At 60.6% G+C, this 25,480-nt stretch carries 22 protein-coding genes, 1 other RNA gene and 1 pseudogene; 11 read left to right on the forward strand and 13 right to left on the reverse strand.

Annotated features, from left to right (window positions below; translation table 11 throughout):
* Nucleotides 1–41 precede the first annotated feature (41 nt).
* From BSK43_RS10295 to BSK43_RS10325, 7 genes and pseudogenes are all read right to left on the reverse strand, one after another.
* Nucleotides 42–884 carry an MBL fold metallo-hydrolase gene (locus BSK43_RS10295; protein WP_077469507.1) on the reverse strand — a complete coding sequence of 281 codons (843 nt, stop codon included), beginning with the start codon at nt 882–884 and terminating at the stop codon, nt 42–44.
* 125 nt (nt 885–1,009) lie between these two features.
* Nucleotides 1,010–1,834 carry a TIGR00282 family metallophosphoesterase gene (locus BSK43_RS10300; protein WP_034476099.1) on the reverse strand — a complete coding sequence of 275 codons (825 nt, stop codon included), beginning with the start codon at nt 1,832–1,834 and terminating at the stop codon, nt 1,010–1,012.
* 3 nt (nt 1,835–1,837) lie between these two features.
* A complete protein-coding gene (locus BSK43_RS10305; protein ID WP_136686833.1) occupies nt 1,838–2,425 on the reverse strand; it encodes a 5-formyltetrahydrofolate cyclo-ligase in 588 nt (195 codons plus the stop codon).
* 103 nt (nt 2,426–2,528) lie between these two features.
* Nucleotides 2,529–3,194, reverse strand: a complete 666-nt coding sequence (locus tag BSK43_RS10310; protein ID WP_348641745.1) for an HAD family hydrolase — start codon at nt 3,192–3,194, stop codon at nt 2,529–2,531.
* A 233-nt stretch (nt 3,195–3,427) separates the two neighbouring features.
* Nucleotides 3,428–4,824, reverse strand: a pseudogene (locus BSK43_RS10315) (AcvB/VirJ family lysyl-phosphatidylglycerol hydrolase).
* A complete protein-coding gene (gene mprF, locus BSK43_RS10320) occupies nt 4,821–7,430 on the reverse strand; it encodes a bifunctional lysylphosphatidylglycerol flippase/synthetase MprF (protein ID WP_077469505.1) in 2,610 nt (869 codons plus the stop codon). The pseudogene BSK43_RS10315 and the gene mprF overlap by 4 nt, the downstream one beginning before the upstream one ends.
* Nucleotides 7,431–8,141: 711 nt before the next feature.
* On the reverse strand, nt 8,142–8,624 hold the full coding sequence (locus tag BSK43_RS10325; protein ID WP_077469504.1) for an SRPBCC domain-containing protein: 483 nt from the start codon (nt 8,622–8,624) through the stop codon (nt 8,142–8,144).
* Nucleotides 8,625–8,691: 67 nt separating this feature from the next.
* Between BSK43_RS10325 and BSK43_RS10330 the strand changes: the two genes are divergently transcribed.
* Nucleotides 8,692–9,015: a helix-turn-helix domain-containing protein gene (locus tag BSK43_RS10330; protein ID WP_077469503.1), complete on the forward strand. Its 324-nt coding sequence runs from the start codon at nt 8,692–8,694 to the stop codon at nt 9,013–9,015.
* Between the two features lie 9 nt (nt 9,016–9,024).
* On the opposite strand, the gene BSK43_RS10335 is transcribed toward BSK43_RS10330, so the two are convergent.
* Nucleotides 9,025–9,885 carry a helix-turn-helix transcriptional regulator gene (locus BSK43_RS10335; protein ID WP_136686835.1) on the reverse strand — a complete coding sequence of 287 codons (861 nt, stop codon included), beginning with the start codon at nt 9,883–9,885 and terminating at the stop codon, nt 9,025–9,027.
* A 101-nt stretch (nt 9,886–9,986) separates the two neighbouring features.
* Between BSK43_RS10335 and BSK43_RS10340 the strand changes: the two genes are divergently transcribed.
* Entirely contained in the window at nt 9,987–10,805 is an 819-nt protein-coding gene (locus BSK43_RS10340) for an SDR family NAD(P)-dependent oxidoreductase (RefSeq protein WP_077469501.1), read from the forward strand.
* A 45-nt stretch (nt 10,806–10,850) separates the two neighbouring features.
* Nucleotides 10,851–11,567, forward strand: a complete 717-nt coding sequence (locus BSK43_RS10345) for an SDR family oxidoreductase (protein WP_077469500.1) — start codon at nt 10,851–10,853, stop codon at nt 11,565–11,567.
* A gap of 38 nt (nt 11,568–11,605) precedes the next feature.
* Here BSK43_RS10345 and BSK43_RS10350 read toward each other — a convergent pair whose 3' ends face one another.
* Nucleotides 11,606–12,043 (reverse strand): helix-turn-helix domain-containing protein, encoded by a 438-nt coding sequence (locus tag BSK43_RS10350; RefSeq protein ID WP_077469693.1) that lies wholly within the window; start codon nt 12,041–12,043, stop codon nt 11,606–11,608.
* A 125-nt stretch (nt 12,044–12,168) separates the two neighbouring features.
* On the opposite strand from BSK43_RS10350, the gene BSK43_RS10355 reads away from it, so the two are divergent.
* Nucleotides 12,169–13,968: a chloride channel protein gene (locus tag BSK43_RS10355; protein ID WP_077469499.1), complete on the forward strand. Its 1,800-nt coding sequence runs from the start codon at nt 12,169–12,171 to the stop codon at nt 13,966–13,968.
* 73 nt (nt 13,969–14,041) lie between these two features.
* Here the strand turns inward: BSK43_RS10355 and ssrS are convergent.
* The 3 genes from ssrS to BSK43_RS10370 form a co-directional block, all read right to left on the reverse strand.
* Nucleotides 14,042–14,200: non-coding RNA, 6S RNA (ssrS, locus tag BSK43_RS10360), on the reverse strand.
* Nucleotides 14,201–14,266: 66 nt separating this feature from the next.
* Nucleotides 14,267–14,644 carry a cell division protein ZapA gene (locus tag BSK43_RS10365; RefSeq protein ID WP_077469498.1) on the reverse strand — a complete coding sequence of 126 codons (378 nt, stop codon included), beginning with the start codon at nt 14,642–14,644 and terminating at the stop codon, nt 14,267–14,269.
* A 47-nt stretch (nt 14,645–14,691) separates the two neighbouring features.
* On the reverse strand, nt 14,692–14,967 hold the full coding sequence (locus BSK43_RS10370) for a DUF4164 domain-containing protein (RefSeq protein WP_077469497.1): 276 nt from the start codon (nt 14,965–14,967) through the stop codon (nt 14,692–14,694).
* A 405-nt stretch (nt 14,968–15,372) separates the two neighbouring features.
* Here BSK43_RS10370 and tkt point away from each other — a divergent pair, with 405 nt between their 5' ends.
* The 6 genes from tkt to BSK43_RS10400 all read left to right on the forward strand — a co-directional run bounded on the left by tkt (nt 15,373) and on the right by BSK43_RS10400 (nt 23,703).
* Nucleotides 15,373–17,355, forward strand: coding sequence for a transketolase (gene tkt, locus BSK43_RS10375; protein WP_077469496.1), 1,983 nt, complete (start codon nt 15,373–15,375; stop codon nt 17,353–17,355).
* Nucleotides 17,356–17,419: 64 nt separating this feature from the next.
* On the forward strand, nt 17,420–18,430 hold the full coding sequence (gene gap / locus BSK43_RS10380; protein WP_077469495.1) for a type I glyceraldehyde-3-phosphate dehydrogenase: 1,011 nt from the start codon (nt 17,420–17,422) through the stop codon (nt 18,428–18,430).
* A gap of 2 nt (nt 18,431–18,432) precedes the next feature.
* A complete protein-coding gene (locus BSK43_RS10385; RefSeq protein ID WP_077469494.1) occupies nt 18,433–19,020 on the forward strand; it encodes a putative glycolipid-binding domain-containing protein in 588 nt (195 codons plus the stop codon).
* A gap of 319 nt (nt 19,021–19,339) precedes the next feature.
* Complete coding sequence (locus BSK43_RS10390; RefSeq protein WP_077469692.1) at nt 19,340–21,190, forward strand: potassium/proton antiporter; 1,851 nt, start codon at nt 19,340–19,342, stop codon at nt 21,188–21,190.
* Nucleotides 21,191–21,262: 72 nt separating this feature from the next.
* Nucleotides 21,263–22,465 carry a phosphoglycerate kinase gene (locus BSK43_RS10395; RefSeq protein WP_077469493.1) on the forward strand — a complete coding sequence of 401 codons (1,203 nt, stop codon included), beginning with the start codon at nt 21,263–21,265 and terminating at the stop codon, nt 22,463–22,465.
* 212 nt (nt 22,466–22,677) lie between these two features.
* The gene (locus BSK43_RS10400) at nt 22,678–23,703 is read left to right on the forward strand and encodes a class I fructose-bisphosphate aldolase (RefSeq protein ID WP_077469492.1); all 1,026 of its coding nucleotides are present in this window, start codon (nt 22,678–22,680) and stop codon (nt 23,701–23,703) included.
* A gap of 118 nt (nt 23,704–23,821) precedes the next feature.
* On the opposite strand, the gene BSK43_RS10405 is transcribed toward BSK43_RS10400, so the two are convergent.
* The gene (locus BSK43_RS10405; RefSeq protein WP_136686837.1) at nt 23,822–24,613 is read right to left on the reverse strand and encodes a hypothetical protein; all 792 of its coding nucleotides are present in this window, start codon (nt 24,611–24,613) and stop codon (nt 23,822–23,824) included.
* Between the two features lie 202 nt (nt 24,614–24,815).
* Between BSK43_RS10405 and BSK43_RS10410 the strand changes: the two genes are divergently transcribed.
* The gene (locus tag BSK43_RS10410; RefSeq protein ID WP_077469490.1) at nt 24,816–25,346 is read left to right on the forward strand and encodes an AAA family ATPase; all 531 of its coding nucleotides are present in this window, start codon (nt 24,816–24,818) and stop codon (nt 25,344–25,346) included.
* Nucleotides 25,347–25,480 lie beyond the last annotated feature (134 nt).

A 25,480-nucleotide genomic window follows, 5' to 3' on the forward strand; every position in this document is an offset into this window, starting at 1 on the left:
AGGCGGTCAACGCTCACAAAGCGTTGCTACGGTGCCGATGATCAGATGCCCTTCAGCACATAGATCAGCGGCTTGCGCGGCAGGGTCTTCAACGAAACCGTGACGCTTGACGTCGGCGCATAGCCGACATCGAAATCAGGGCCGAACAAAGCCAGGAATTGATCGACAGGCGGTCCCCAGCGATGCATGGGCAGGATGAGCGACGAGCGCAGCCGCTTGACCACCCGGCTCATACTGTCGGCTCCCATGGTCAGGCCGCCATCGACCGGCACCATCACGACGTCAAGGCGCCCAATCTCGGCATATTGCTGATCGGTCAGTTCGAAATGCAGGTGCCCGAGATGGCCGATGCAAAGCCCCGCCACTTCGAAGATGAAGATCGAATTGCCGTTGGACTCGACGCCGCCGCCCCAGGTGCGGATATCCGTCACTACGTTGCGGATCAGCGTATCGCCGACGGTCAGGTGGATCTTGGCCGGCTCACCCGGCGTGTCGCTCCAGCCGTGCAATACATATTTGATCGCCGGGTCGGGCGTCAGCGTGTAGTGGCTCGGATGCGCCTTGTTCATGGTGACGACTTCGGGCGTGTAGGGCGGTGGATAGGCGCCGCTGAAGTCCGTGGCGATCGAAACGCCGCCTGGTGTTTCGATGAATAGCGTCGCATGGCCGAGGAAGGTAATTTTCACGTCGTCATTGACGGTATCGCTGGCAGGCGTCGCTGCCGGCCCCGAGAAGCTGGCGAAGGTCGCCTTTGGCAAGGATTGGGCAATCGCCTGGCATTGGCTGGGCTGCGGGCGAGAAGGCTTTTGCTGGGCGTCAGCCGTGCCCCAGCCGAAAATGATCGATAGGAAGAATACGGCAAAGACAGGAAACCGCGGCATCATGCCATCCCCTCAAGCCCGATAGTGGCGAAAGGATGCGACATGACCGGAAACAGGTCCAGCGACAATCAGACGCGGTTGCTCACAATCGCGTCATTGGATTGCAATGATGAATTATCGTGCAGCGCTCAGCGCCAGAATTCGGGAATGGTTTCCGCCAGCCTTGGTCCGAGCCTCAACGGCGCGATCTTCTCAGCCAAACCGGTCGCATCCGATATCTCCACGCCGACGCCGCAGATGGTTGCGGGTCCGGACGCCGCCTCAAAGCGGCCCTTCGGCATCTTCGAGATGAACCGGTTGAGCGGTTCCTCCTTCTCCATGCCGAGCGAGGAATCATAATCGCCGCACATGCCGGCATCCGACATATAGGCGGTGCCGCCGTTCAGGATCTGCGCATCGGCGGTCGGCACATGCGTATGCGTGCCGACGACGAAGCTGGCGCGGCCATCGACGAAGTGGCCGAAGCATTGCTTCTCGCTGGTCGCTTCGGCATGAAAATCGAAAATGATGGCGTCCGCCTGCTCCTTCAGCGGGCATGCGGCAAGGATGGCTTCGGCCGATTTGAAGGGATCGTCCAGCTCGGGATGCATGAAGACGCGGCCCATGATGTTGGCGACGAGCACGCGGGCGCCGTTACGGGCATAATAAATGCCCGAGCCGCGACCCGGCGTGCCGGCCGGATAATTGGCGGGACGCAGGAATTGGTCATGGCGCTCGCAGAAGGTAACCGCCTCCTTCTGGTCCCAGACGTGATTGCCCGTCGTCACCACATCGGCACCGGCGTTGATCGTCTCCAGAAAGATATCCTCGGTGATGCCGAAACCGCCGGCGGCATTCTCGCCATTGACGATGACGAAATCGAGCTTCAGATCAGAAACGAGACCCGGCAAGCGGTCCCATACCGCAACCCGCCCGGTCTTGCCGACCATGTCACCCAGAAAAAGCAGCCGCATTCGCTATCCAATCGCTTCCGAAACGAAATCAAGTCCGCTCTCGGTCAAAATCGCGTCAAGGCGGACATCATGCGGCTCAGCCGGTACTGATGGCACTTCTTGGCAATCGAATGCAATGCCGATGAGGCGCGGATTCAAGCCTTTTTGATGCAGACGGTCGATGGCGCGGTCATAATGGCCGGCGCCATAGCCGATGCGGTGGCCGGTTTTGTCGAAAGCCGAAAGCGGCACCAGCATCACCTCCGGATCGAGCACGGCCGCATCAGGCCCCGGTCCCAACGTCCCGAACCCGACAGGAACCAGTGATACCCCCGGCACGAATTCGCGAAAGACGATCGTGCTGCGGTCGAGGATGACGGGCACGCAGAGCCGCGCACCGCGTTCCCGCAACCGCGCCATCAACGGCTGTATGTCCGCCTCCGAGCGAATCGGCAGAAAGCCGGAAACGATCGTGCCCGGCCGGACATCGATAGCGTCGCCGCCATGGGCGGCCATGGCCAACCCCTTTGCGATGCGTTCATCGGCCGGAATGGTGTCTCGCGCCGCAAGACGCTCGTTTCGATATTGGGCTTTCAGTTCTTTGGGGGTCATCGGATCTTCGCGATGTTCGACAATATCACGAAAACATAATGAGCCGGCAGCCTATTGCAAAGCGCGAAAACGACATGTGGTGATGGCACGGCGCGGGCGAGCATCAGCCGCCGTTGCGCAAGATCGACATCCTGCCATCGCCTTCTATGTGCACGCGGACATTGTCATAGTTCGGCAGGGTCGAATGATTGGTTTCGACGGGATGCGAATGCGTGGCGGTAATCACCATCACGTCGGCGCCAGCCGCCTCGCCTGCCTTGATGCCAGCCAAGACATCCTCGAACACCAGGCAATCGGAGGTGCGCAGCCCAAGACGTTCCGCGCCGAGGATGTAACCCTGCGGATCGGGCTTGCCGACCTTGACATCCTCGGCGGTGACGATGAAGCGCGGCACCGGAATGCCGGCGGCGTCAAGTCGGGCCATAGCGAGACGGTATGGGGATGACGTCACGATCGCCCACCGTTCCGGCGGCAGCGACGCCAGGAAATCAGCGGCACCCGGAAGAGCGACCACGCCCGCGAGGTCTGCAATCTCCGCCTCCATGATACCATTCGACTCGGCAACCGGATCGACGCCGGGCAAGTTCAGCTGACCGATCGTATCGACACCACGCTTGCCATGCATGGTCGGCATGAATTCTTCGACGTTCAGACCCTTGCTGCGAGCCCAGTTGCCCCAGACGCGTTCGGCCGCCGCGATCGAGTTGATGATCGTGCCATCCATATCGAACAGGAAGCCGGAATAGGTCTTGGTGAAGGCGGAAGACAATGCTGAACCTTTCAGGCGTGAGAATGAGCGGCCGCAGGGATGCGCCACCCGTGATAGATGCCCTTCCGGACTAATGGCAGCCGCGGCAAGAAGCAAATGATTGCTGGGCGACGGGCACGGAATAAGCACTCCGTTCGCCTCGACAGCACAAAAGCGCAAACGGCCTCGCGTTACGACGAGGCCGCAAGAAGACATACGCGCGGCACAGGCCGGCCGCGCGCATCATGCATGGATCATTCGCCGAGGCGGCTCTTCAGACCATTGATGATATGGTTCGACAGCGCCTCGTAGTCATCGTCAAAATGGTGGCCGCCATCCATGGCGATGATTTCGGCGCCGGTGCCCTTGAGCAGCGGGCACCCGACATCTTCGTCATCGTCCTTGCCGTAGATGCATTGCACCATTTTTGGATTGACCGATTTGAGGTCGTTGATGGGATCGCCGCCCTTGCCCTCACTCGAAGCACCGAGCCAACCCATGACCGAAATCACGTAATCGACCTTCTTCGACAGCGACAGGAGCGACATCTGCACGATCTTGTCCTTGTCGGCCGGCTGCAAGCGATTGTAGCTCGCCGGCAGCACATCGGCGCCGAACGAATAGCCGATCAGCACGACATGCTTGACCTTGAAGCGCTTGGTGTAGAACTGGATCATGCGCGCGAGATCATCGGCCGTCTGCTGTGGAGACCGCTCCGACCAGAAATAGTGCAGCGAATCCACGCCCACCACCGGAATGCCCTGGTCCTGCAGATAGCTGCCAACTTCCTTGTCGATATCGCGCCAGCCGCCATCGCCCGAATAGACGATCGCAAGCGTGTCTTCAGTGGGCGTCGTCTCCATGACATCGACCGGCAGGCCGAGCGGCGACTTCGCGCTGTCGATCGACTTCATCAGATCCGTCAGCGAAGCCTCGAGCGTCGCATAGGTATCGTCGAGATCGGAATCCGTGGTCTGAACTTCAGGATGATCCTTCTGGATCTCTTCGACATGATCGCGTCCATCCTTCGGGGCCTTCGAGGTGAAGGTCACCATGATCGGATTGGGCAAGGCGCCGTCCTGCAAACCGAAGGACACCATGTCGCCATCGGTCTTCTTCTCGGCCGGCGTGCAAAGCTCCTGCTTCAAGCCGATGCCGGCGGTCGGATCGACGGCAAGCGTGCCTGCAACGGTTGCATCGGGCGTCTGGGCTGCGATCGTCAGCGCCATCGCGCGCCTGCACCGACGCCGGCGATGACCGGAAGCTGGTAGGTGCTGTCGGCGAAGGACCGCTGCACCTGCTGGCTCAGCGATTCCAGATCCGCGACGATGTAGATGCAGCCGTCGTTCTGGCTGACATCATACTTGTTCAGCGAGGTCAGGAAGGACGGATAATCGATGCCGATGACAAGCGAGCCGCTGGTAACGAGCTTCTCGGCAACCGCCTTTTCCTTGTCGCCCCAGCCGGCGACGTCGGAGATCAGCACGACCTCACTCGTCACCTTGCCTTGCGGACGCAGGATATGCGGCGCCGGGATCATGCCCAGATCGTATTTGGTATCGTCTTCGTCAGCTCTTGCCGAACCAGACACCAGCAGGCCCATCGACAACATGCATGCGAAAGCGAATGACATTGCGTATTTCAAGATCATTTCCTCACGACCCCCTTAAGCCCGCCCCCGATGAGGAATGTGGCATCCATCAACGCGATCATGGGACTTACACCTCCCGAAACAGCCAGATAGCGTGGCTGCCATTCGGGATGGAACTTGGATTTGAAGGCACGAAGCCCTTTGAAATTGTAGAAACGTTCGCCGTGTTCGAAAACGGTCCCCCCGACCCTGTCCCAAACCGGTGCCGATTCTCGTCTCGACATGCCTGAAAGCGGCGCCATGCCGAGGTTGAAGCGATGGAAGCCTTGCTCCCTGAGGTATTCGAGGATCTGCACGAACAGAAAATCCATCGAGCCCTTCGGAGCATCAGGCGAGAAACGCATCAGATCGACGGATCCCTCTTCCTTGGTCTCCGTCATCAGGATATTCGCAAAAGCGACGATCTTACCATCCTTCTTCAATACACCGACCGGCTGTGACATCACATAGTCCGGATCGAACGCGCCTAGCGAAAAGCCTTTTTCCTTGGCATTGTGATCGGCAAGCCATGTGTCAGACACATGGGTAAGCTGATCCATGACATCGGGCACATCTTGAGGCTCGATAACGGCAAATTCTAGTCCATCGCGAACTGCACGGCTTGCCGTCTGCCGGAGGTTGGCCCATTTGCCGCCCTTCAGCTCGAAATTAGAAAGATTGACCACCGCCAGTTCACCGAGCTTGAATGCCCGCAGCCCGGCATCCGCGCAATAGGAAAGCAGCGCCGGCGAGATCTGATAGAATACGGAACGGCAACCCGCCGAGCGCGCAGCCTCGACGAAGCGCCAGATGAGATCCGGGAGTGCGTGGCGCGGGCCGACGGGATCGAAAAGGGCAATCCACGAGCGGCCCTGCTTGCCGTACATGATGAACGCATCGCCCTTTTCCGAGAACATGATGCTCTTGTCGGCCATGCGCACCAGATTGGCGTCGGCGATGCCTTGTTTGCGGACGATCGTCACGGCACGCGCAACCACATCTTCCGTTGCGGGTTCCAGACGTTTCGTTGCGGGGCGTAGCAGACTGAAGATCGCGATCGCCGACGACAGAATGGAAATGCCGAGTGCTGCGCGAAGCCCACGCGGCGCCTCATCGGCAAACTCGAACTGCCACCACAGCTGGTTGCTGTATCCGACATCGCGATAGACGAAAAACAGGATGACGATGGCGCCGATGCAGATCACCGCAATCGCCGTCAGCCAGCCGGCGGTCAGCGTCTGGCTCAGCAGCGAGGCCGGCCGGGTGAACAGCCGGCGACTGACGATGAGACTGAAGACGAGGAATGCCAGCAATCCGGCCTCGACGATGGCGATGGCCTTCAGCAGCGACAGCAAGAGCGCCAGCACAGCCGAGAAGACACAGACCCACCAGGCACCGTCGAGCCGCTGGCCGAGGCCACGTGCGGCAACGACCATCGTCAGTCCGAGAAGGCTGGAAAAGAAATGCGCGCTTTCGACGACCGGCAGCGGCAGATAGTCAGAAAGGACGATAAGGTTCTGGTCTGGTGTGGGCGTCACGCTCGAAAAGATCAGCATCATGCCAAGCAACAGCGCAAAGGCCGACAGCAGCTGCGGCATGAGGCGCCCGCCGACACGGCGCATGCTGGAGGCGGCCGGATGATCGACGAAACGGCGCAGCTCCGCCACCGAGATCGCCGCAATGGCGATGACGAGCGGGATGACGTTGTAAATGACACGATAAAGAACGAGCGAACTCAACACGGCGTCTTCGTTCACCGAGCTTCCGAGCCAGGCGATGATGATCGTTTCGAAAACGCCGAAGCCCGCCGGAACGTGACTGAGCACACCCAGACCGACCGCGATGGCATAAATCGCAAAGAAACCCGGCCAGCCGATGGAGGATTCCGGCAACAGCACGTAGAGCACCGATGCGGAAGCGGCAATGTCGAATGCCGTGACCAAGAACTGCCGCGACCAGGTGCGCGAATCCGGCAGGCGAACGGCGATCGGCCCGATCCGCACTTCGCGCCCGTTACGGCCGATAAAGATGACGAATGCCAGCGCCGCAAGGATGGCAACCGCGACCAGTCGCAGCCACAGTCCGTCGACATCGATCAGCGGCCCGATCTCATCGGCGATCACAAGCAGAGCAATGGCGCCGACTGCAGCAAGGCCGAGACCGAAGGCAAGCGTGACGAATGCGATGACGCGAGTGATGTCGTCGGGCGAGAGGCCGAGCCGGGTGTAGGCGCGATAGCGGATCGCGCCGGCGCTCAGCGCGCCGAAGCCGGCCGTATTGCCCACTGCATAGGCGCTGAACGAGGTCAGCGCGACATGCGGAAACGGCAGCCGCTTGCCGATATAATCGAGCGCATTCTGGTCATAATAGATCAGAGAGGCGAAGCTCAGGCCCGTGAACAGCAGCGCGAGCAGCACCGAGGAAATCTTCGTCGTCGTCAAGGCATGCACGACGTCGTCGTAGCGGACTTCGTTGGTCAGATCGAAGATCGCATAGGCAGCAAGGCAGAAAACGGCAACGGTGAGGACAGCGACAATCAGCGTACGGTAGCGATTGAGAAGGCCGACGACACCGCCGCGCTCTTCCAATTCCTCATCGGCTTTTTCCAGATCGATTGGGCTCGACATGCTCTACCTGTTTATATTGACCTTCGCCGGTCCCGATTGTTCGGATATTCAGTAACACCGGCGACCTATGTTCGCGTCACCGCTTTACACTGCTTTCGATGAGCCCGTTATTACGCGCGCTCCCATCATTCTGAATTTAGGCAATTTTGGCGCAGACCCCGTTCCGCCGGCAGTGAATTCACGATTATTTAAACAAATTCGTCATTCACCCTGCTTTTAAACGTGCCCCACACACAAAAGTGATCTTCGCATCCCACCTTAAGCGCAGCTCCCTATCAGGAATTTGAAGCCCGGTCACCTGCCCTAGAACAGCTTTCGGATGAACATTTTCTTTCCGCCAACCGGAGTTCTGCAGGCAACGCCGGCAGGTCGATTTCAGATAGGGAAGAGGCACGCCTGGTTCGATGATGGAGGCTTATACAATGCAAGATAGGTGAATTGGCCACTCAATCAACCAAACTGCAAGGTGCGCCCAGCCTCAAGGCCCGCGACCCAGACGAGCTCGTTCACACCTGATCGAGTGAGCAAGCGGAAAGATGCTTCTATGAGGCGGTCGATCCGCTCGGCATCCCGGGACCACTTATGTCTCCGGCAGCAAAAAGCCCACCCCCAATGCCGACAGCAGCACTGGGAATGGGCTTCAAGAGCAGCCATTAAGAGGGCAGCGGCACCTCACCGCCGGAACCGGCGACTAGGAACCGTTGTCGTGCGTTAACGATCCGGCGCCTCCGCCGGCTCGCCGCGCATTTCGCTCAGGAAGAAGCCCTCGCGCAGGTTGATGCCATATTCGACGAAGGCTTTCATGCAGCAGAGCATCTGCGTCCAGCCCTCGCAGTTGAGGTAGGTGCCACGGCGGCCAGCCTCGTCCTCGCGCCAGCCGGATTCCTCTATGACCACCAGCGTGCCGCCGTCATCCAGGGGATCGAAGGTCATCTCGACCTTGGTCTTGTAACGGATGTTGTCCTCACCGGTGCCGCCGTCCCAGCGAAGGACGATACGCCGGTTGGCCTCCAGCTCCTCGACCTCGACGGGCGCATTCTTCCACCAGATGACGGTCGTCCCTGCGACTAGCGGCGCGCTGGCACCGCCGACAGTGGTGAAATAGCTCGAAAGCTTCTTCGGATTGACGACCGCGTCGAAGACTTCTTCGACCTTGCGGCCAATCCGGCCTGAAATACGAACATTCAATGTCATGGCGTCTCCTCCGCAAATTGATTGCTGCACGATTGCGAGCAGCCTCATTATGTTATAAAAATATAACATGTCAAACGAATCGGACAGCGACCTCATTTTCAAAGCCCTCGCGCATCGTCGCAGGCGCGAAATCCTCGACCTTCTCAAGGAGGCGCCACGGACGACGGGGATGCTTTGCGAGACCTTCACGGATATGGACCGCTGCACAGTGATGCTGCACCTGAAGGTATTGGAGGAGGCGGACCTCGTAATCGCCAAGAAGGAAGGCCGGGAGCGCTGGAACCACTTGAACAGCCTTCCGATCAAGCAGATCCACGACCGCTGGATCAGCGCCTATGCAGGGCACGCACTGTCCATCCTCGATCGGCTGAAAAGCGACCTGGAGAGCTGAAACGAAAAATTACGCCGCGCTGTTCCGGCGCAACAGTTCCTTCAATTTGCCACTCGTCCCATCCTCGTCGAGCGGCGTATAGACCACCAGCTTCATGTCGGGCCGGTCCATGACGGCAAGAGCGGTATATTCGAATGTCATCAGCCCGCCTCCGGGATGACGCAGGCGCTTGTGACCGGTAAGCGGCCGCAAGACGTCCTGCCTCGGCCACCAGGCACGAAATTCCGGGCTGGTCTGCGTCAAGGTGGCGATCAGCCGTTCGAAGTCGGGATCGCCGGCGTAACGGGCGCTGTCGGCACGGAACATTGCAAGCGAATTCGCCGCCACGATCTCCCAATCGACGAGAAGCTGCCGAGCAGGATCGGTGAACACGCGATGGACGCTGTTGCGCGCATCCCCCTGCAGCAGGCTGTAATCGCCGAAAAGCGCGACCGCTGCCGCGTTCCAGGCCAGCACATCCCAACGCCTGCCGAGGACATAGGCCGGCTGCCCGGCAAGGCTCGCGAGCATCCGCCGCAGCGCATCCGGCACATCCTCAGGCCCGCGTGACGGCGCCTCAGCCGACGGTCGATCGCTGAGGGTGAAGAGGTGTCGCCTCTCGGCGGGATCGAGCCGAAGCGCATCCGCCAGCGCCGACAGAACCTCCGATGACGCGCGAACGTCCCGCCCCTGCTCAAGCCATGTGTACCAGGTGGTGCCGACGCCGGCGAGAAGCGCCACTTCCTCGCGCCTGAGCCCCGGGGTGCGCCGCCGAAAGCCCTCCGGTAACCCGACGCCTGATGGTGTCAGCTTCTCCCGGCGAGAGCGCAGAAAGGCGCCGAATTCGCGACGTCTGGCTTCGAGAACGGTCTGGCTCTGATTGATGGTCATCGCTTATCATAGCAGGATCAATACTAGGATAAAGCCAGAACTGTTTATCGCTTTTGCAAGCTGCCAAATATCAGATCAGAGACATGATGGAGACAGTTGCGATGGATATGAGCGGCAAGACGATCCTGATCACAGGCTCGACTGATGGTGTCGGCCGCAGGGTTGCGGAAAGACTGGCAGCCATGGGTGCCTTCGTGCTCATACATGGCCGCAACGCTGCACGCGCCGAAGATCTGGTCTCCCGCATCCGCGACGCCGGCGGAAAGGCAGCCTTCTATCTCGCCGATTTTTCCTCGCTGAACGAGGTCCGGACCCTGGCTGATGCCGTCGAACGCGACCACGATCGCCTCGATATATTGATCAACAATGCCGGCATCGGCACCAGCGGCGGCGGCACAGGCCGGCAAGTGAGCCAGGACGGCTATGAACTGCGTTTTGCGGTGAATTATCTCGCCGGCTTCCTGCTGACCCATCGCCTCCTGCCACTGTTGAAGGCAGGCAGCCCTGCCCGCATCCTCAACGTCTCCTCCGCCGGCCAGCAGGCAATCGACTTTTCCGACGTCATGCTGACGCGCGGCTATAGCGGCGTGCGTGCCTATTGCCAGAGCAAGCTGGCGCAAATCCTGTTCACCTTCGATCTCGCCGAGGAACTGGCTGGCTTCGGCATCATCGTCAACTCCCTGCACCCGGCGACCTATATGGACACGACTATGGTGCGCCTATCGGGTGTCACGCCGATCAGCACCGTCGATCAAGGCGCCGATGCTATCCTCAACCTGGCAACGAACGACGATTTGGACGGACACACCGGCCTCTATTTCGACGGGCAGCGCCCTGCCCGCGCCAGCGCCCAAGCCTATGACGCGGCTGCGCGCCAAAAGCTGCGAACACTCAGCCAAAGCCTGACCGGCCTCACCTGAATCATATCCTCCCATACACTCCCTACCCCCAGAAAGGAGACACCCATGTCGTCTCAACACGTTGTTATTGTCGGCGGTTCATCTGGCATCGGCCTTGCCGCCGCTACCCATCTTCTTGAGAAAGGATATCGTGTCACGATCACAGGTCGCGACGCGGCGAAACTTCAGGCAGCCGTGCAAAGCCTGGATGGCGATGTCTCTGCCGCCACCATGGATGCGGCCGACTTCAACCGTCTCGCCAACGCTTTCCAGGCAATCGGGCCGCTCGATCATCTGGTCCTTGCGCTGGGCGGCGGCAATGGCGCCGGCCCCTTCGCCACCGTAGACCTTACCGATCTCAGGAAGGGTTTCGAGGAGAAGACAATGGCGCATTTTGCCTGCGCGCAGGCATGCCTTCCCCACCTTTCCAGGCAGGGCAGCATCACCTTCGTCTCCGCCGTCTCGGCCCAGGCGGCCATGCCTGGAACGGCGGGGCTTGGAGCCATCAATGCCGCCATTGCCGCCCTCGCACCGATTCTCACCGTGGAACTCAAGCCGATCCGGGTCAACTGCGTTTCGCCCGGTGTCGTCGACACCCCCTGGTGGGATTTCCTGAGCGCTGACCAGAAAGAGCCGACCTTTGCCAGCTTTGCGGCTCGCACGCCGGTCGGCCGTGTCGGCCGCCCGCGGGAGATCGCTGAGGCCATCGGCTTCCTGATCGGCAACGGCTTCACCAGCGGTCACACGCTGATCTGCGACGGCGGCATCCGCCTCGGTCAATGATCTCAAGCCATTATCGCGCGACAGCGGCAATGGCACCCTCAGCTGTTGCGCACATCCGCCTGCAGGCGCTTGAGGATATCGATGAGTTCCGGCGCCATGTCGCGGATTTCGCGCAGGTGGATGGCGCTCAACCGCAGCAACACCTCTTCGGATTGCTCCGTTAGCCGCAGCGTCTGCCGGCGCTTGTCGGCAGGATCGGGATGCCGCGTGACATAGCCGGCATCGATCAGCCGCCCCGCAAGTTCGGTCGCCGTATGCGGGGCGATCAGCAACCGCTCCGCCAGCATGCCGATGGTCATCGCCTCGCCCTGCCGATTGCCCTTGATCGCGAGCAGAGCCTGATGCTGCTGCGGCGGCAGACCCGCTTCCTGCGCCGCTGAGGTGCTGAAATCGGTGAATTTGCGCAGTGTGTAGCGCAATGTGGCGAGCGCCTCATAATCCGCCTGCGACAAGGTCTCATCCGAACTCTGCACCATCAAATCGTCCTCATTGCCGCAGTTAGCGATCTTTGTTGATTTATATCGCATTACGATATATTTGCCATCTCGACATTGAAAGCGGTCGAATGACAGCCGCGCACGCTTAACACAGAAGGTCGCCGATGCAGGACACCACTACCTCACAAAATCATGGCCACGATTTCTCCGGCGGCGCATCCCGAAAGGACAATGGCGATTTTACCACCGACAAGCGCGTGCTGCTGCTGATCGCCATGGCGCTGGTGGTCGGCACCGGCGGAGCCTTCGCCGCCTGGGTGTTGATCAAGCTCATCGCGCTCGTCAGCAATGCCGTCTGGCTGTTCAAGATCAGCACCACGCCGCTCTCTTTCAGCACCGTGGCACGCTCGCCCTGGATGGTGGCGGCCCCTGTAGTCGGCGGTCTCGTCATCGGCCTGATGGCGCGTTACGGTTCGGAGAAGATCCGTGGCCACGGGATTCCGGAAGCCATCGAAGCGATCCTCATCGGCGGCAGTCGCATGTCGCCGAAAGTGGCTGTGCTGAAGCCGCTGTCATCGGCCATCTCCATTGGCTCCGGCGGCCCCTTCGGCGCGGAAGGCCCGATCATCATGACCGGCGGCGCCATCGGTTCGCTGTTTGCGCAGCTTTTTCATCTGAGCGCCGCCGAGCGCAAGACGCTGCTGGTCGCCGGCGCCGCGGCCGGCATGACGGCGGTATTCGGCACGCCGATTGCGGCTGTCATGCTCGCCGTCGAATTGCTGCTATTCGAATGGAAGCCGCGCAGCTTCATTCCGGTCGCTGTCGCCGCCTGCGTCTCGGTCGTTTGGCGGCCGTTGCTGATCGACAGCGGCGCGCTGTTTCCAGCCCATTTCGAAATGACGCTATCCTGGTGGGGCATTCTGCTCGCCGCCGGTCTCGGCATCATCTCCGGCCTGCAATCCGGCCTGCTGACGACGCTGCTCTACCGCATCGAGGACGCGTTCGAGACGCTGCCGATCCACTGGATGTGGTGGCCGGCGCTTGGCGGCCTGGTCGTCGGCCTCGGCGGGTTGATCGAGCCCCGCGCCCTCGGCGTCGGCTACGACATCATCGCCGATCTGCTGCATAGCCGGGTCGCCGCGGGCGCGGTTTTAGCGATCCTGCTCGTCAAGGCTGGCATCTGGCTGGTAGCCCTTTCCTCCGGCACATCGGGTGGCGTGCTGGCACCGCTTCTCATTCTGGGCGGAGCGCTGGGTTGGCTGGTGGGACTTGTCCTGCCCGGCGACCCCGGCTTCTGGGCACTGCTGGGCATGGCGGCGATGATGGGCGGCACCATGCGCGCGCCGTTGACCGGTACCTTCTTCGCCATGGAATTGACTGGGGACATGGGCGCGCTCATACCCCTGCTTGCGGCAACGGTCGCCGCCTATGCGGTCACCGTGTTGCTGTTGAAACGATCAATCCTTACGGAAAAGATCGCTCGTCGCGGCCAGCATATCACTCGCGAATACGGCATCGATCCCTTCGAGCTGACCCGCGCCGCCGACATCATGATCGCCAAGGTGGATACCCTGCCTGCCACCATGCGCCTGTCCGAAGCGCTGGCATATATGACGGAGCGCATCGGTGCACATCGTTTCTATCCCGTCGTCGACGGCGACGCCCGGCTGGTCGGCATGATCTCGCGCGCCGACGCCTTGCGGTGGCAGAGCGAGCCGGAGCTGATGGATCAATCGCTCTATGACGTGATCTCGGATACGTCCATTCCGGTCGCTCATCTGGAGGATACAGTCGGCCGCGTTGCCGACATCATGATCCAGGCCGATACGGGTCGCGTTCCCGTCGTCGAGGCACAAAGCGGACGGCTCCTCGGTCTGATCGCCCGCAAGGACCTGCTGCGGCTGCGCAGCGCGACCAATCGCGCCGAACTCGAGCGCGGCGCCTATCTCGGATCAAAACGTTAGGGGAGGAGGAGTGGCGTCAGCGCGGCACAAGAACTGCGCGGCGCCTTCCTTGCCATCAGCCATGAAACTTGAAGAGCGATCCACGACGACCGATGGATGTTTACGATCCTGGGTGCCTACAAACGTAGGTGGGCGCCGTGTGTCCAGGTCCAGGGACCTAGCCAGGGACAGCTCCCTTTGGATCGAGTATGGCCCCAGGGATTGTGGTTCCTGTCGGGAAGCGCAGACCGCTTGAACTATATAAAGAGCTTTGAGGCTTTGTACCAGAGGGCGCTGTCCGGCATCCGCAGAAATAAACTCAACCCTGCTCTGTGCCGGGCCGCGCTATGAGCTTCTCGGTGATGCCGCTGATGCGCATGGTCACTTCGTCGATGACGCTTGCCAGCGTCTCCTCGGCGCGCGCATTGGCCGCTACCGTCGTATCGCGGTTGCTGGTAAGCGTTTCCAGCTCGGCCTCGAGCGCCGAGACCCGACGCGTCAGCTCCGAAACCTCATCCATGATCATGATGCCGGCCATGACGGTCAGCCTGAGATCACCGATCTCTCCGAACTGGCTCTTCAAATGCAGCACATAGCGGTCGAAGCGATTGGCCAGATCCGTCAGATGATCTTCCTGCCCTTCTTCGCAGGCCATCCGGTAGGCTTTACCGTCGATCGTTACCGTTACTTGCGCCATTCGACTTTCCGATCATTGCCGTGCCGCGACAGCTGCCTCCCGAGGGATCAGCGGTCCAGCACGGCTCTTATGGTTTCCATCGCCGTAACAAGCCGGCGCGACACTTCGCGATTGACTTCCTCGAGCCGGTTCGCACGGAACTCGGCCTGATCAAGTTCCTGAGCCAGGCGCGAGCGATCGGTATGAACCCGCCGCACCTCGCCTTCTATGTCGCTATGTGCACGTTCGCGCTCGAACCGTCCGTCAACCGCGCTCTCCAAAGTGGAAAGCGCTTGGCGCAATTGGGCAAGCGCTGCATCCACCGTTTTGCCTGAAGGTGTCATGGCCTTCGATACTCCGCGCAAGGCCCGAATCAAAACATCCGGCCACTTGTCTGATTTCGCAACAATATTCAACTCGGCGACTGCACGTCAATAAAGGCGGCCATGCGGCAGGTCCCCTATTCTGTGGATGAATGTCGCCTTTGCCTACCGCACAGGCTTTGTCGCATCATTGTCGTCTTTTGTAAAAGTGAACGGGCAAATGTTAAAAAATTGCCGCAGCGGCCCCGGATTGGGTCCTCGATTTATTGACTTGCTCGCCCCAACTGCTATGTCTCAGCCGTCTGAGGCGACGTTGAAAATGGAGTTCAGAGGACCGTCTGTCTCCCTTCTGCCCGCCTTTCAACCGATGGCTTCCCTCCCAAGTGTGCGGCCATCCCCCGAACCCGGAACATTGCGGAAAAACCCATGATCTCTCGCGAACAAAACGACCGGATGGCAAATGCAATCCGTTTCCTTGCCATGGATGCTGTCGAGAAGGCCAATTCCGGTCACCCCGGTTTGCCGATGGGCATGGCTGATGTCGCCACCGTTCTCTTTAGCAAGTATCTGCGGTTCGACCCGAAGAACCCGCTCTGGCCGGACCGCGACCGTTTCGTCCTGTCGGCTGGCCACGGCTCGATGCTGCTCTATTCGGTTCTCTACCTCACCGGCTATCCGGACATGACGGTCGATGAGCTCCAGCGCTTCCGCCAGCTCGGCTCCAAGACCGCCGGTCACCCGGAATACGGCCATGCCACCGGCATCGAAACCACCACCGGCCCGCTCGGCCAGGGCATTGCCAATGCCGTCGGCATGGCGATCGCCGAACGCAAGCTGCGCGAGGAATTCGGCTCGGAGCTGCAGGATCACTATACCTATGCCATGTGCGGCGACGGCTGCCTGATGGAAGGCATCAGCCATGAGGCGATCGCGCTTGCCGGCCACCTCAAGCTCAACAAGCTGATCCTGTTCTGGGACAATAACTCCATCACCATCGACGGCGCCGTCTCGCTTTCGGACTCGACCGATCAGGTCGCCCGCTTCAAGGCCGTTCACTGGAACACCATCGAAGTCGACGGTCACGACCAGGCGGCCATCAGCGCCGCCATCGAAGCCGCCCACACGTCCGACCGCCCGACCCTGATCGCCTGCAAGACGATCATCGGCTTCGGCGCTCCGAACAAGCAGGGCACCCACAAGGTTCACGGCTCGCCGCTCGGCGCCGAGGAAATTGCCGCGACCCGCATTGCGCTGAACTGGCCCTACGAGCCCTTCGTCATCCCGAACGACATTCTCGGTGAATGGCGTGCTGCCGGCGAACGCTCCATCGGCACCCGCGAAGCCTGGGAAGGCCGCCTTGCCGGTGCGGAAGCAGGCAAGAAGGCTGAATTCACCCGCCGCTTTGCCCATGAACTGCCAGCCGGGTTCGACGCTGCCATCAGCGACTACAAGAAGAAGCTTGCCGAAACCAAGCCGACGCTTGCAACCCGCAAGGCATCGGAAGATGCGCTGGAAGTCATCAACGGCTTCATTCCGGAAACGATCGGCGGCTCCGCCGACCTGACACCGTCGAACAACACCAAGACCAGCCAGATGAAGTCGATCACTCCGACCGATTTCTCCGGCCGTTACATGCACTGGGGCATCCGCGAGCACGGCATGGCTGCCGCGATGAACGGCATCGCGCTGCATGGCGGTCTCATCCCCTATAGCGGCGGCTTCATGATCTTCTCGGATTATTGCCGCCCGCCGCTCCGCCTCGCTTCCCTCATGGGCATCCGCGCCATTCACGTCCTGACGCATGATTCCATCGGCGTCGGCGAAGACGGCCCGACCCACCAGCCGGTCGAGCAGCTCGCCAGCCTGCGCGCTGTCCCGAACTTCATGCTGTTCCGCCCGGCGGACGCAACCGAAACGGCGGAATGCTGGCAGATCGCCATCAAGACGACCAACCGCCCCACAGGTCTCGCGCTGACCCGCCAGAACCTTTTGGCGGCCCGCACCGAATACAGCGAAAAGAACCTTTGCGAACAGGGCGCCTATACGCTCGCCGGTAACGCCGACGCCAAGGTGACGATCTTCGCTTCGGGTTCCGAGGTTGAATTGGCCGTCGCTGCCCGCACGGTTCTGGAAGGCAAGGGCATTTCCACCCGCGTCGTTTCTGTCCCGAGCACCGAACTCTTCTTCGAGCAGCCGGACGCCTACCGCAAGGAAGTGCTCGGCAATTCGCCCGTCAAGGTCGCGGTCGAAGCCGGCGTTCGCGAAGGCTGGGATGCGTTCATCGGACCGGAAGGCGCCTTCATCGGCATGAAGGGCTTCGGCGCTTCCGCTCCCTACAAGGACGTCTACAAGCACTTCGGCATCACCACCGAAGCCGTTGTCGCCGCCGCCGAGGCAAAGCTTTCCTGAGGGCGCTGACAAGCGCTTTCAAATCCAATAGATAAACACCCTGAGTGAACGGGAGTGAATTTCAATGACTGTAAAAGTAGCCATCAACGGCTTTGGCCGTATCGGCCGTAACGTTCTGCGCGCCATCGTCGAATCCGGCCGTACCGACATCGAAGTCGTTGCCATCAACGACCTCGGCCCGGTCGAGACCAACGCTCATCTTCTGCGTTACGATTCGATCCATGGTCGTTTCCCGGCAGACGTGAAGGTCGAAGGCGACACGATCATCGTTGGCGGCGGCAAGCCGATCAAGGTTACCGCCATCAAGGATCCGGCAACGCTGCCGCACCGCGATCTCGGCGTCGACATCGCCATGGAATGCACGGGCATCTTCACGGCCCGTGACAAGGCCGCCGCACACCTGACGGCCGGCGCCAAGCGCGTCATCGTTTCGGCTCCTGCCGACGGTGCCGACCTGACCGTCGTTTTCGGCGTCAACCACGACCAGCTCACCAAGGAGCACCTGGTCATCTCCAACGCGTCCTGCACCACGAACTGCCTGGTGCCGGTCGTCAAGGTTCTCGACGACGCCGTCGGTATCGACCATGGCTTCATGACGACCATTCACTCCTACACGGGTGACCAGCCGACGCTCGACACCATGCACAAGGACCTGTACCGCGCCCGCGCCGCAGCCCTGTCCATGATCCCGACGTCGACGGGCGCCGCAAAGGCCGTTGGTCTCGTCCTGCCGCACCTCAAGGGCAAGCTCGACGGCACCTCGATCCGCGTTCCCACCCCGAACGTCTCGGTCGTCGACTTCAAGTTCGTGGCCAAGAAGGCAACGACGGTCGGCGAAATCAACGAGGCCATCAAGGCTGCATCGAACGGCAAGCTGAAGGGCATCCTCGGCTATACCGACGAGCCGCTGGTTTCCCGCGACTTCAACCATGACAGCCATTCGTCGATCTTCGCGACCGACCAGACCAAGGTCATGGAAGGCAACTTCGTGCGCGTTCTGTCCTGGTACGACAACGAATGGGGCTTCTCCAGCCGCATGTCGGACACGGCCGTCGCGCTTGCCAAGCTGATCTGATCATGACCTTCCGCCCTCTCCTTCCGACGACAGTGCGCTGGCGTCCGATCGAAGGAGACGGGCTGGAGCACCTGACGATCGCCCCAATAAATGACACGACCACTGGCGCGACCATTCGCGCCAGTGGCGTTATTGTAGGAGGTCGCGGCGGATTGCCGTACGGCGTCTTCTACCGCATCGACTGCGCCGCCGACTGGGCCGTTTTATCCTTTAGCGTCGAAACGACGGATGGCCGACGCCTTGCCCTGCTCTCCGACGGCAAGGGTCACTGGCGCACCGAAGACGGCCGCGCCTTGCCACAATTCGACGGATGCATCGACATCGATCTCTATGGTTCGCCCTTCACCAACAGCCTGCCAATCCGCCGGCTCGAGCTGCAGTCGGAAGACGGAACGGCGAAGCTTTCGATGCTCTATATTCCCTTCGACAGTTTCGAGCCCGTGTGCGATGGCCAGCACTACACCTGCATCGTGCCGGAAAAGCTCTATCGCTACGCAGCGCAGGACCGAGCCTTCACCGTAGACCTGCCCGTCGACGCCGATGGTCTCGTGATCGACTATCCGATCTACTTCAGGCGCGTCGACGTCTGATTGGGAGCAGATGCCGACCCGCGCATCGCCGTAAAAACATTTCGAATCTTTTCGTACCCTGCCCTGCTATGGTCCAGATTTACCAATAAATTTTGAGCAGGAAATCTCCCAGGGTATTCCAAGCCGCTTTGCCGTTCTGGCGAGGCGCATCACACCATGACGTTGCAATCGTCGGAGCAGGTTCAATTTCAAGACCCTGCTCGCACGATACCGTGTTTGCCAATCGCTGCGGCGCAACGCCATAATGGATGACGGAGGGATTTCTTATATCCCGGGCCTCTGGTCCGGGCAGCGGCGCACGGAAGAGGGGAATGAAAAGGTGGAGGCATTTTACGTCATCGTGCTGGTCAGCACGGTCCTGGTCCTGATAGCGGCTTTCTCGAGCCTCATCGCCTTCCGTTTCGGCGCCCCCTTGCTGCTGCTGTTCCTGATGATCGGTCTGGCCGCAGGCACCGATGGTCTCGGCATCGAATTCTCCAACAATTATCTCGCCTATATTCTCGGCTCGCTGGCGCTGGCCATCATCCTCTTCGATTCCGGCTACGGCACGCCGATCCAGGCCTTCAAGCTCGCAGCGGCGCCGGCACTGACCATCGCTTCCGCCGGCGTTCTGGTGACCGCAGGCCTATTCGGCCTTGCCGCCACCTGGCTGCTCGGCTTCACCTGGCTGCAAGGCCTGCTGCTCGGCTCGATCGTCGCCTCTACCGACGCTGCCGCCGTCTTCTTCCTGCTGCGCATCGGCGGCATCAATATCCGCGACAAGGTGCGCTCGACGCTGGAGGTCGAATCCGGCACCAACGACCCGATGGCCATCTTCCTGACCTTGGCCCTCGTCCAGCTGCTGGCGAGCGGCGAAGGCTATGCCGGCATCAACATCGTCATGCTGGCGACCTTCGTCCAGCAGATGGGGCTCGGCGTCATCCTCGGCCTGCTCGGCGGCATGATGATCGTCCTCATCGTCAGCCGCCTCGATACTGATCGTGGCCTGACGCCGATCTTCGTACTGGCGCTGGCGCTCCTCGTCTTCTCCTTCACTGGCGCGGTCGGCGGCAGCGGCTTCCTCGCCGTCTATGTCGCCGGCATCTATGCCGGCAACCGCAAGATGCCTGCTTCGGCCTCCATCAAGCGCTTCCAGGACGGCATGACCTGGCTGGCGCAGATCATCATGTTCCTCGTGCTTGGCCTGCTCGCCACGCCATCGCAATTTCCCGCCATCGCCATCCCGGCGATCGCATTGGCGCTGTTCCTGATCTTCGTAGCCCGGCCGATCGCCGTCTGGCTCTGCTTGCTGCCCTTCGACTATACCCAGCGCGAGACCGGCTTCGTCGCCTGGGTTGGTCTGCGCGGCGCCGTCTCCATCCTGCTCGCCATCATGCCGATCCTCGGCAATCTCGAGAGGGCGCAGACCTATTTCAACGTCGCCTTCATCGTCGTGCTGGTGTCGCTGCTCGTCCAGGGCTGGACGATCAAGCCCATGGCGCGCCGCCTCGCACTTATCGTTCCCCGACGCATGGGCGCGATCGACAAGGTCGAGGTCGATCTGCCGGGCGCGGTCAATCACGAGCTGATTTCCTATCGAGTCTTCAAGGACAGCGCGGTTCTGCGCGGCGAGCGTATTCCGCGCTGGGCGATACCCTCACTCATCGTGCGCGACGGCAAGTCGATGCGTTACCAATATGCCGGCCGCCTGCGCGAAAACGACATCGTCTATCTCTTCATCTCGCCCAACTATTCGCGCCTGCTCGACCGTCTCTTTGCCAGCCGCGCCCCGGTCGACCCCGATGACGCCGAGTTCTTCGGCGCCTTCTCGATCTCACCATTGCGCCCCGCCGCCGATCTCGACGCGGCCTACGGGCCAGGCCTCCTGAGCGAGCAGGAAAAAGGTCTCACCATCGCCGAACTCATGCGCCAGCGCCTGGGCGGCAAAGCCGATTATGCGGATCGCATCCGCCTTGGCGAGATCATTCTCATCGTCCGCGACCTCGACGAGAACGACCATATCCAGTCCGTCGGCATGTCGCTGGAGGCGGTGGAGCCGCCGGTCATCCTGCCGATCTTCATCAATCTCTACGATATTCTGAAGAGCCTTCGCAGCTATCTGCAGAAGCGCCGCGAGCGCCCGGACGAAGCCGTTTCAAGCGATTCAACCGCCGGCAAAAACGACGTCTGAACGCCTTGCGTCTCCGATCATCCGTAGTATGGTCGGCGCGCTTCACGCCACCAACAATATTGGATCCTCCCCATGGCAGCCTTCAAGACCCTTGACGATCTCAACGACATCACCGGCAAGCGTATTCTCGTGCGCGTTGACCTCAACGTGCCGGTCAAGGATGGTAAAGTCACCGATGCAACCCGCATCGAGCGCGTCGCGCCGACGATCCTCGAACTGTCCGAAAAGGGCGCCAAGGTCATCCTGCTCGCCCATTTCGGCCGCCCGAAGGATGGCCCCTCGCCCGACCTTTCCCTCGGCCTCATCGTGCCGGCCGTCGAGGAAGTTCTCGATCACGCCGTTCTCTTCGCCTCCGACAGCATCGGCGCTCCGGCAGCCGACGCGGTTGCAAAGATGAACAATGGTGACATCCTGCTGCTCGAGAACACCCGCTTCCACAAGGAAGAGGAGAAGAACGACGCGGCCTTCACCAAGGCGCTTGCCGCCAACGGCGACATCTACGTCAACGACGCCTTCTCCGCTGCGCACCGCGCGCACTCCTCGACCGAGGGCCTTGCCCACCTCCTGCCGGCCTATGCCGGCCGCACCATGCAGGCCGAGCTGGAAGCCCTGGAAAAAGGCCTCGGCAACCCGGTCCGCCCGGTCGTTGCCATCGTCGGCGGCGCCAAGGTTTCCTCCAAGATCGACCTTTTGATGAACCTCGTGAAGAAGGTCGACGCGCTCGTCATCGGCGGCGGCATGGCCAACACCTTCATCGCCGCGCGCGGTACGAATGTCGGCAAGTCACTCTGCGAACATGACCTTGCCGCCACCGCCAAGCAGATCATGATCGAGGCTGCCTCATCCGGCTGCGCGATCGTCCTGCCGGAAGACGGCGTCGTCGCCCGCGAATTCAAGGCTGGTGCCGATAATGAGGTCGTCTCCATCGAAGCCATTCCGGCAGACGCCATGGTGCTCGATGTCGGCCCGAAGTCGGTCGAGTCGATCAAGAGCTGGATCGGCCGCGCCACGACGCTGGTTTGGAACGGCCCGCTCGGCGCCTTCGAAATTACCCCCTTCGACGCCGCTACCGTTGCGGTCGCCAAATATGCGGCCGAATGCACCAAGAGCGGCAAGCTGACCTCGGTTGCCGGCGGCGGCGATACGGTGTCCGCGCTCAACCATGCCGGCGTTGCCGATGACTTCAGCTATGTCTCGACAGCGGGCGGCGCTTTCCTCGAATGGATGGAAGGCAAGGTTCTTCCGGGTGTCGCCGTCCTTCAGGCCACCAAGTAAGCAGCTTCGCACAAACGCGTGATAGGAGCCGCGAAGGCGAAGGCTTTCGCGGCTTTCCTGTGAGTGCTAAGATGAGCCCCGAAAGTTTCAAACGGTTGAAATCATTTCAATCGTTTCAATTAGTTAGCCGACCATTTCCCTCCTTCTATACTTCTGTTATCGCCGATCTATATTGATCCTGTCGCCGACTGAAATCGCCTTGGAGAAACAAAATGAGCGAACGAATTGAAGACATTGCCGTAAAGATGGTTGCCGGTGGCAAGGGCCTCCTCGCAGCGGATGAATCCACCGCCACGAATAAGAAGCGCTTCGACACCATCTCTCTCGTATCAACGGAAGAGAGCCGCCGCGACTATCGCGAGATGCTCTTCCGCTCCGACGAAGCGATGAAGAAATACATCTCCGGCGTCATCCTCTATGAGGAAACCCTCTTCCAGAAGGCTGCGAACGGCACGCCCTTCGTCGACGTCATCAAAGCTGCAGACAGCATTCCAGGCATCAAGGTCGATATCGGCGCCAAGCCGCTGGCCGGTTTCCCCGGCGAAACCGTCACCGAAGGCCTCGATGGCCTCGCCGAGCGCCTGGCGAAATATTATGACGCCGGCGCCCGCTTCGCCAAGTGGCGCGGCGTGATCGCCATTTCCGACACGCTTCCGACCTTTGGCGCTGTCAAGGCCAACGCCCATGCGCTTGCCCGCTACGCTGCTCTCTGCCAGCAGGCAAAGATCGTCCCGATCGTCGAGCCGGAAGTGCTGATGGACGGCGAACCCGGCACCCAGAGCCTCGACCGCAGTGAAGAAGTCACTCGCTGGACGTTGCAGATCGTCTTCCAGGAACTCGCGGAAGCCCGCATCAAGCTCGAAGGCATGATCCTGAAGCCGAGCATGGTCATCGACGGCAAGAAGGTCCGCAAGGCCTCCGTCGAGCAGGTTGCCGAGCGCACCGTCAAGGTTCTCAAGGAAACCGTGCCTTCGGCCGTTCCCGGCATCGCCTTCCTCTCCGGCGGCCAGACGACCGAAGAAGCAACCGCCCACCTCTCCGCCATCAACTCCGGCTATGACCTGCCCTGGAACGTCACCTTCTCCTATGGCCGCGCCCTGCAGGACAGCGCGCTGAAGGCCTGGGGCGGCAAGCCGGAAAACGTCGCCGCCGGCCAGCGCGCCTTCACCCACCGCGCCGAGATGAACTATCTCGCCGCCAAGGGCAGCTGGACCAGGGACCGCGAACAGGCTGCCTGATTTCAGCTGGCGTTTGAATGGACAGAAGCCCCGATCGCTATGCGGTCGGGGCTTTTTGGTTTGATACCGCAATACGGTGCGCCCTCCTTCAAAGAGAGCGCCCGATTGGCAGAATCAGTCAACTGCCCTTTGCTGGAGAACGATTTATCGCCTCCCCGATTCCTCGGCTTATGCATTGAATAGAGGGAAAATTGGTAACCCCATAATTGGAGGATTGCCTGGGTGAGACATGCGTTTCACCGATCTCTGCGCAATGGCGCAGATAGTCGAGCACAACCATGCTGACATCTGGCCTCGGAAACCTGCGGAAATCAAACCTTCCGTCGTCCGTCGGCACACCAAGAAGATGGTCAAAGCCCGCGATGACGCATGAACTGACATCGGCGGCAGTCATTGATCCCGCGGCGGGGTCGACCAATAGAAATCCGCCCTCCGACCAGCCATTTTCTGTGTAGCGGTAAACAACGCAGCCATTGTCCACTCGCTGGGCATCCAGCAGCATTTTCCTCGTGGAGTTGCGAAAGCTGTAGCGAGCCAAAGCGTCCCGCCTCTCTACCGCCGTCATACGAAGGAAGTTCGATATTACGACAATCTCGATATCGGCCAGCCCCCAAGCGCGCCGAAACAAGGAAGGACGAGCAAGCTTCAGGTCATTGATCGCTTGATCGCCTAGCGGTTCACCTGTCGCCAATCGTGATACCGGCTGGTCATCGGGGACCAAGGGAATGAGCGTATCCGGATTAAGCCCGTCTACATATTGCTTGGCGGCCATCAGATCAGCACGCGGATAGTCCCGAGGCTGCACCCGAAACCATGGGCCGAAGGCCAGCAGTGCCATCAAGGCGATCGCCAACAGCGTCCCAAAGATGCGTATGGTCGTCACTTCTTCTGGTGTGTGATTGCGTGCCACGCGATAACTCAGCCGACAAATCAAAGCACGACGTTTGCAGAAGCCGGCTGCATTCGCAACCGGTCAGTATTTCCTTATGGACTGAACGCGCGAAACTTCTGCCCCATGCAAGTGTTTGAAATAGCCGCGCCGGAAATCTGTGCGTCATTCTTGCCTTATATGCTGCAGCAAGAGAGCGTGCGGTTCATCGAACGAGAGCGAAATGGGCGTCAGGAACTATTTGATCGAAGGCGTTTCCGGGACTGGCAAGACCTCCGTCGCTACCGAATTGCAGAAGCGCGGTTACCACGCCATCCACGGAGACCGTGAGTTGGCCTATCAAGGCGATCCCCGGACGGGTGAACCTTTGGATGATACCACGCATCAGCAGGGCGCCCTGAATATCGCCTTTGGGCATGAGCACCACCTTTGGAATATCGACAAGGTCAAATCCCTGGTGGCCGATCGAAGCCACTCGGTCTCGTTCTTCTGCGGCGGCTCAAGAAATTTCCAGAGCTTCATTGACCTGTTTGATCAGGTTTTCGTTCTCGACGTCGATCTGGACACGTTGAACAGGCGGCTTGCCAGCAGACCTGCGGACGAATTTGGCGGGAAGGCAGCCGAACGAGAATTGATTGTGCGACTACATGCGGCGAAAGACGACATTCCCAAGAATGCCACGGCCATTGACGCCACAGCACCGCTTGTTACCGTTGTCGACGAAATCCTATCGAAATGCGGGAAGGCCGACTAAAAGCGCGATGCGCCACAGTGGAGTTCGATCATATCGGCTGGCGATATCAACTTGAGCATAAGCGGCCATCCCTTCTCTCTCGTAGCAACGGGAAAAGGCCGATGCTGAACTTGTCACCGGCACAAGTTCCGGCA

The organism is Rhizobium sp. P44RR-XXIV, from assembly GCF_001999485.2.
Lineage (GTDB): Bacteria > Pseudomonadota > Alphaproteobacteria > Rhizobiales > Rhizobiaceae > Rhizobium.

Bases quoted from the DNA above. Each gene is read 5' to 3' on its own strand.
- BSK43_RS10345 (WP_077469500.1), top strand. From the start codon at position 10,851: ATGTCGTCTCAACACGTTGTTATTGTCGGCGGTTCATCTGGCATCGGC.
- BSK43_RS10335 (WP_136686835.1), bottom strand. From the start codon at position 9,885: ATGACCATCAATCAGAGCCAGACCGTTCTCGAAGCCAGACGTCGCGAA.
- BSK43_RS10365 (WP_077469498.1), bottom strand. From the start codon at position 14,644: ATGGCGCAAGTAACGGTAACGATCGACGGTAAAGCCTACCGGATGGCC.
- mprF (WP_077469505.1), bottom strand. From the start codon at position 7,430: ATGTCGAGCCCAATCGATCTGGAAAAAGCCGATGAGGAATTGGAAGAG.
- BSK43_RS10350 (WP_077469693.1), bottom strand. From the start codon at position 12,043: ATGGTGCAGAGTTCGGATGAGACCTTGTCGCAGGCGGATTATGAGGCG.
- BSK43_RS10355 (WP_077469499.1), top strand. From the start codon at position 12,169: ATGCAGGACACCACTACCTCACAAAATCATGGCCACGATTTCTCCGGC.
- tkt (WP_077469496.1), top strand. From the start codon at position 15,373: ATGATCTCTCGCGAACAAAACGACCGGATGGCAAATGCAATCCGTTTC.
- BSK43_RS10400 (WP_077469492.1), top strand. From the start codon at position 22,678: ATGAGCGAACGAATTGAAGACATTGCCGTAAAGATGGTTGCCGGTGGC.
- BSK43_RS10300 (WP_034476099.1), bottom strand. From the start codon at position 1,834: ATGCGGCTGCTTTTTCTGGGTGACATGGTCGGCAAGACCGGGCGGGTT.
- BSK43_RS10395 (WP_077469493.1), top strand. From the start codon at position 21,263: ATGGCAGCCTTCAAGACCCTTGACGATCTCAACGACATCACCGGCAAG.
- BSK43_RS10295 (WP_077469507.1), bottom strand. From the start codon at position 884: ATGATGCCGCGGTTTCCTGTCTTTGCCGTATTCTTCCTATCGATCATT.
- BSK43_RS10410 (WP_077469490.1), top strand. From the start codon at position 24,816: ATGGGCGTCAGGAACTATTTGATCGAAGGCGTTTCCGGGACTGGCAAG.
- BSK43_RS10325 (WP_077469504.1), bottom strand. From the start codon at position 8,624: ATGACATTGAATGTTCGTATTTCAGGCCGGATTGGCCGCAAGGTCGAA.
- gap (WP_077469495.1), top strand. From the start codon at position 17,420: ATGACTGTAAAAGTAGCCATCAACGGCTTTGGCCGTATCGGCCGTAAC.
- BSK43_RS10305 (WP_136686833.1), bottom strand. From the start codon at position 2,425: ATGACCCCCAAAGAACTGAAAGCCCAATATCGAAACGAGCGTCTTGCG.
- BSK43_RS10370 (WP_077469497.1), bottom strand. From the start codon at position 14,967: ATGACACCTTCAGGCAAAACGGTGGATGCAGCGCTTGCCCAATTGCGC.
- BSK43_RS10340 (WP_077469501.1), top strand. From the start codon at position 9,987: ATGGATATGAGCGGCAAGACGATCCTGATCACAGGCTCGACTGATGGT.
- BSK43_RS10385 (WP_077469494.1), top strand. From the start codon at position 18,433: ATGACCTTCCGCCCTCTCCTTCCGACGACAGTGCGCTGGCGTCCGATC.
- BSK43_RS10330 (WP_077469503.1), top strand. From the start codon at position 8,692: ATGTCAAACGAATCGGACAGCGACCTCATTTTCAAAGCCCTCGCGCAT.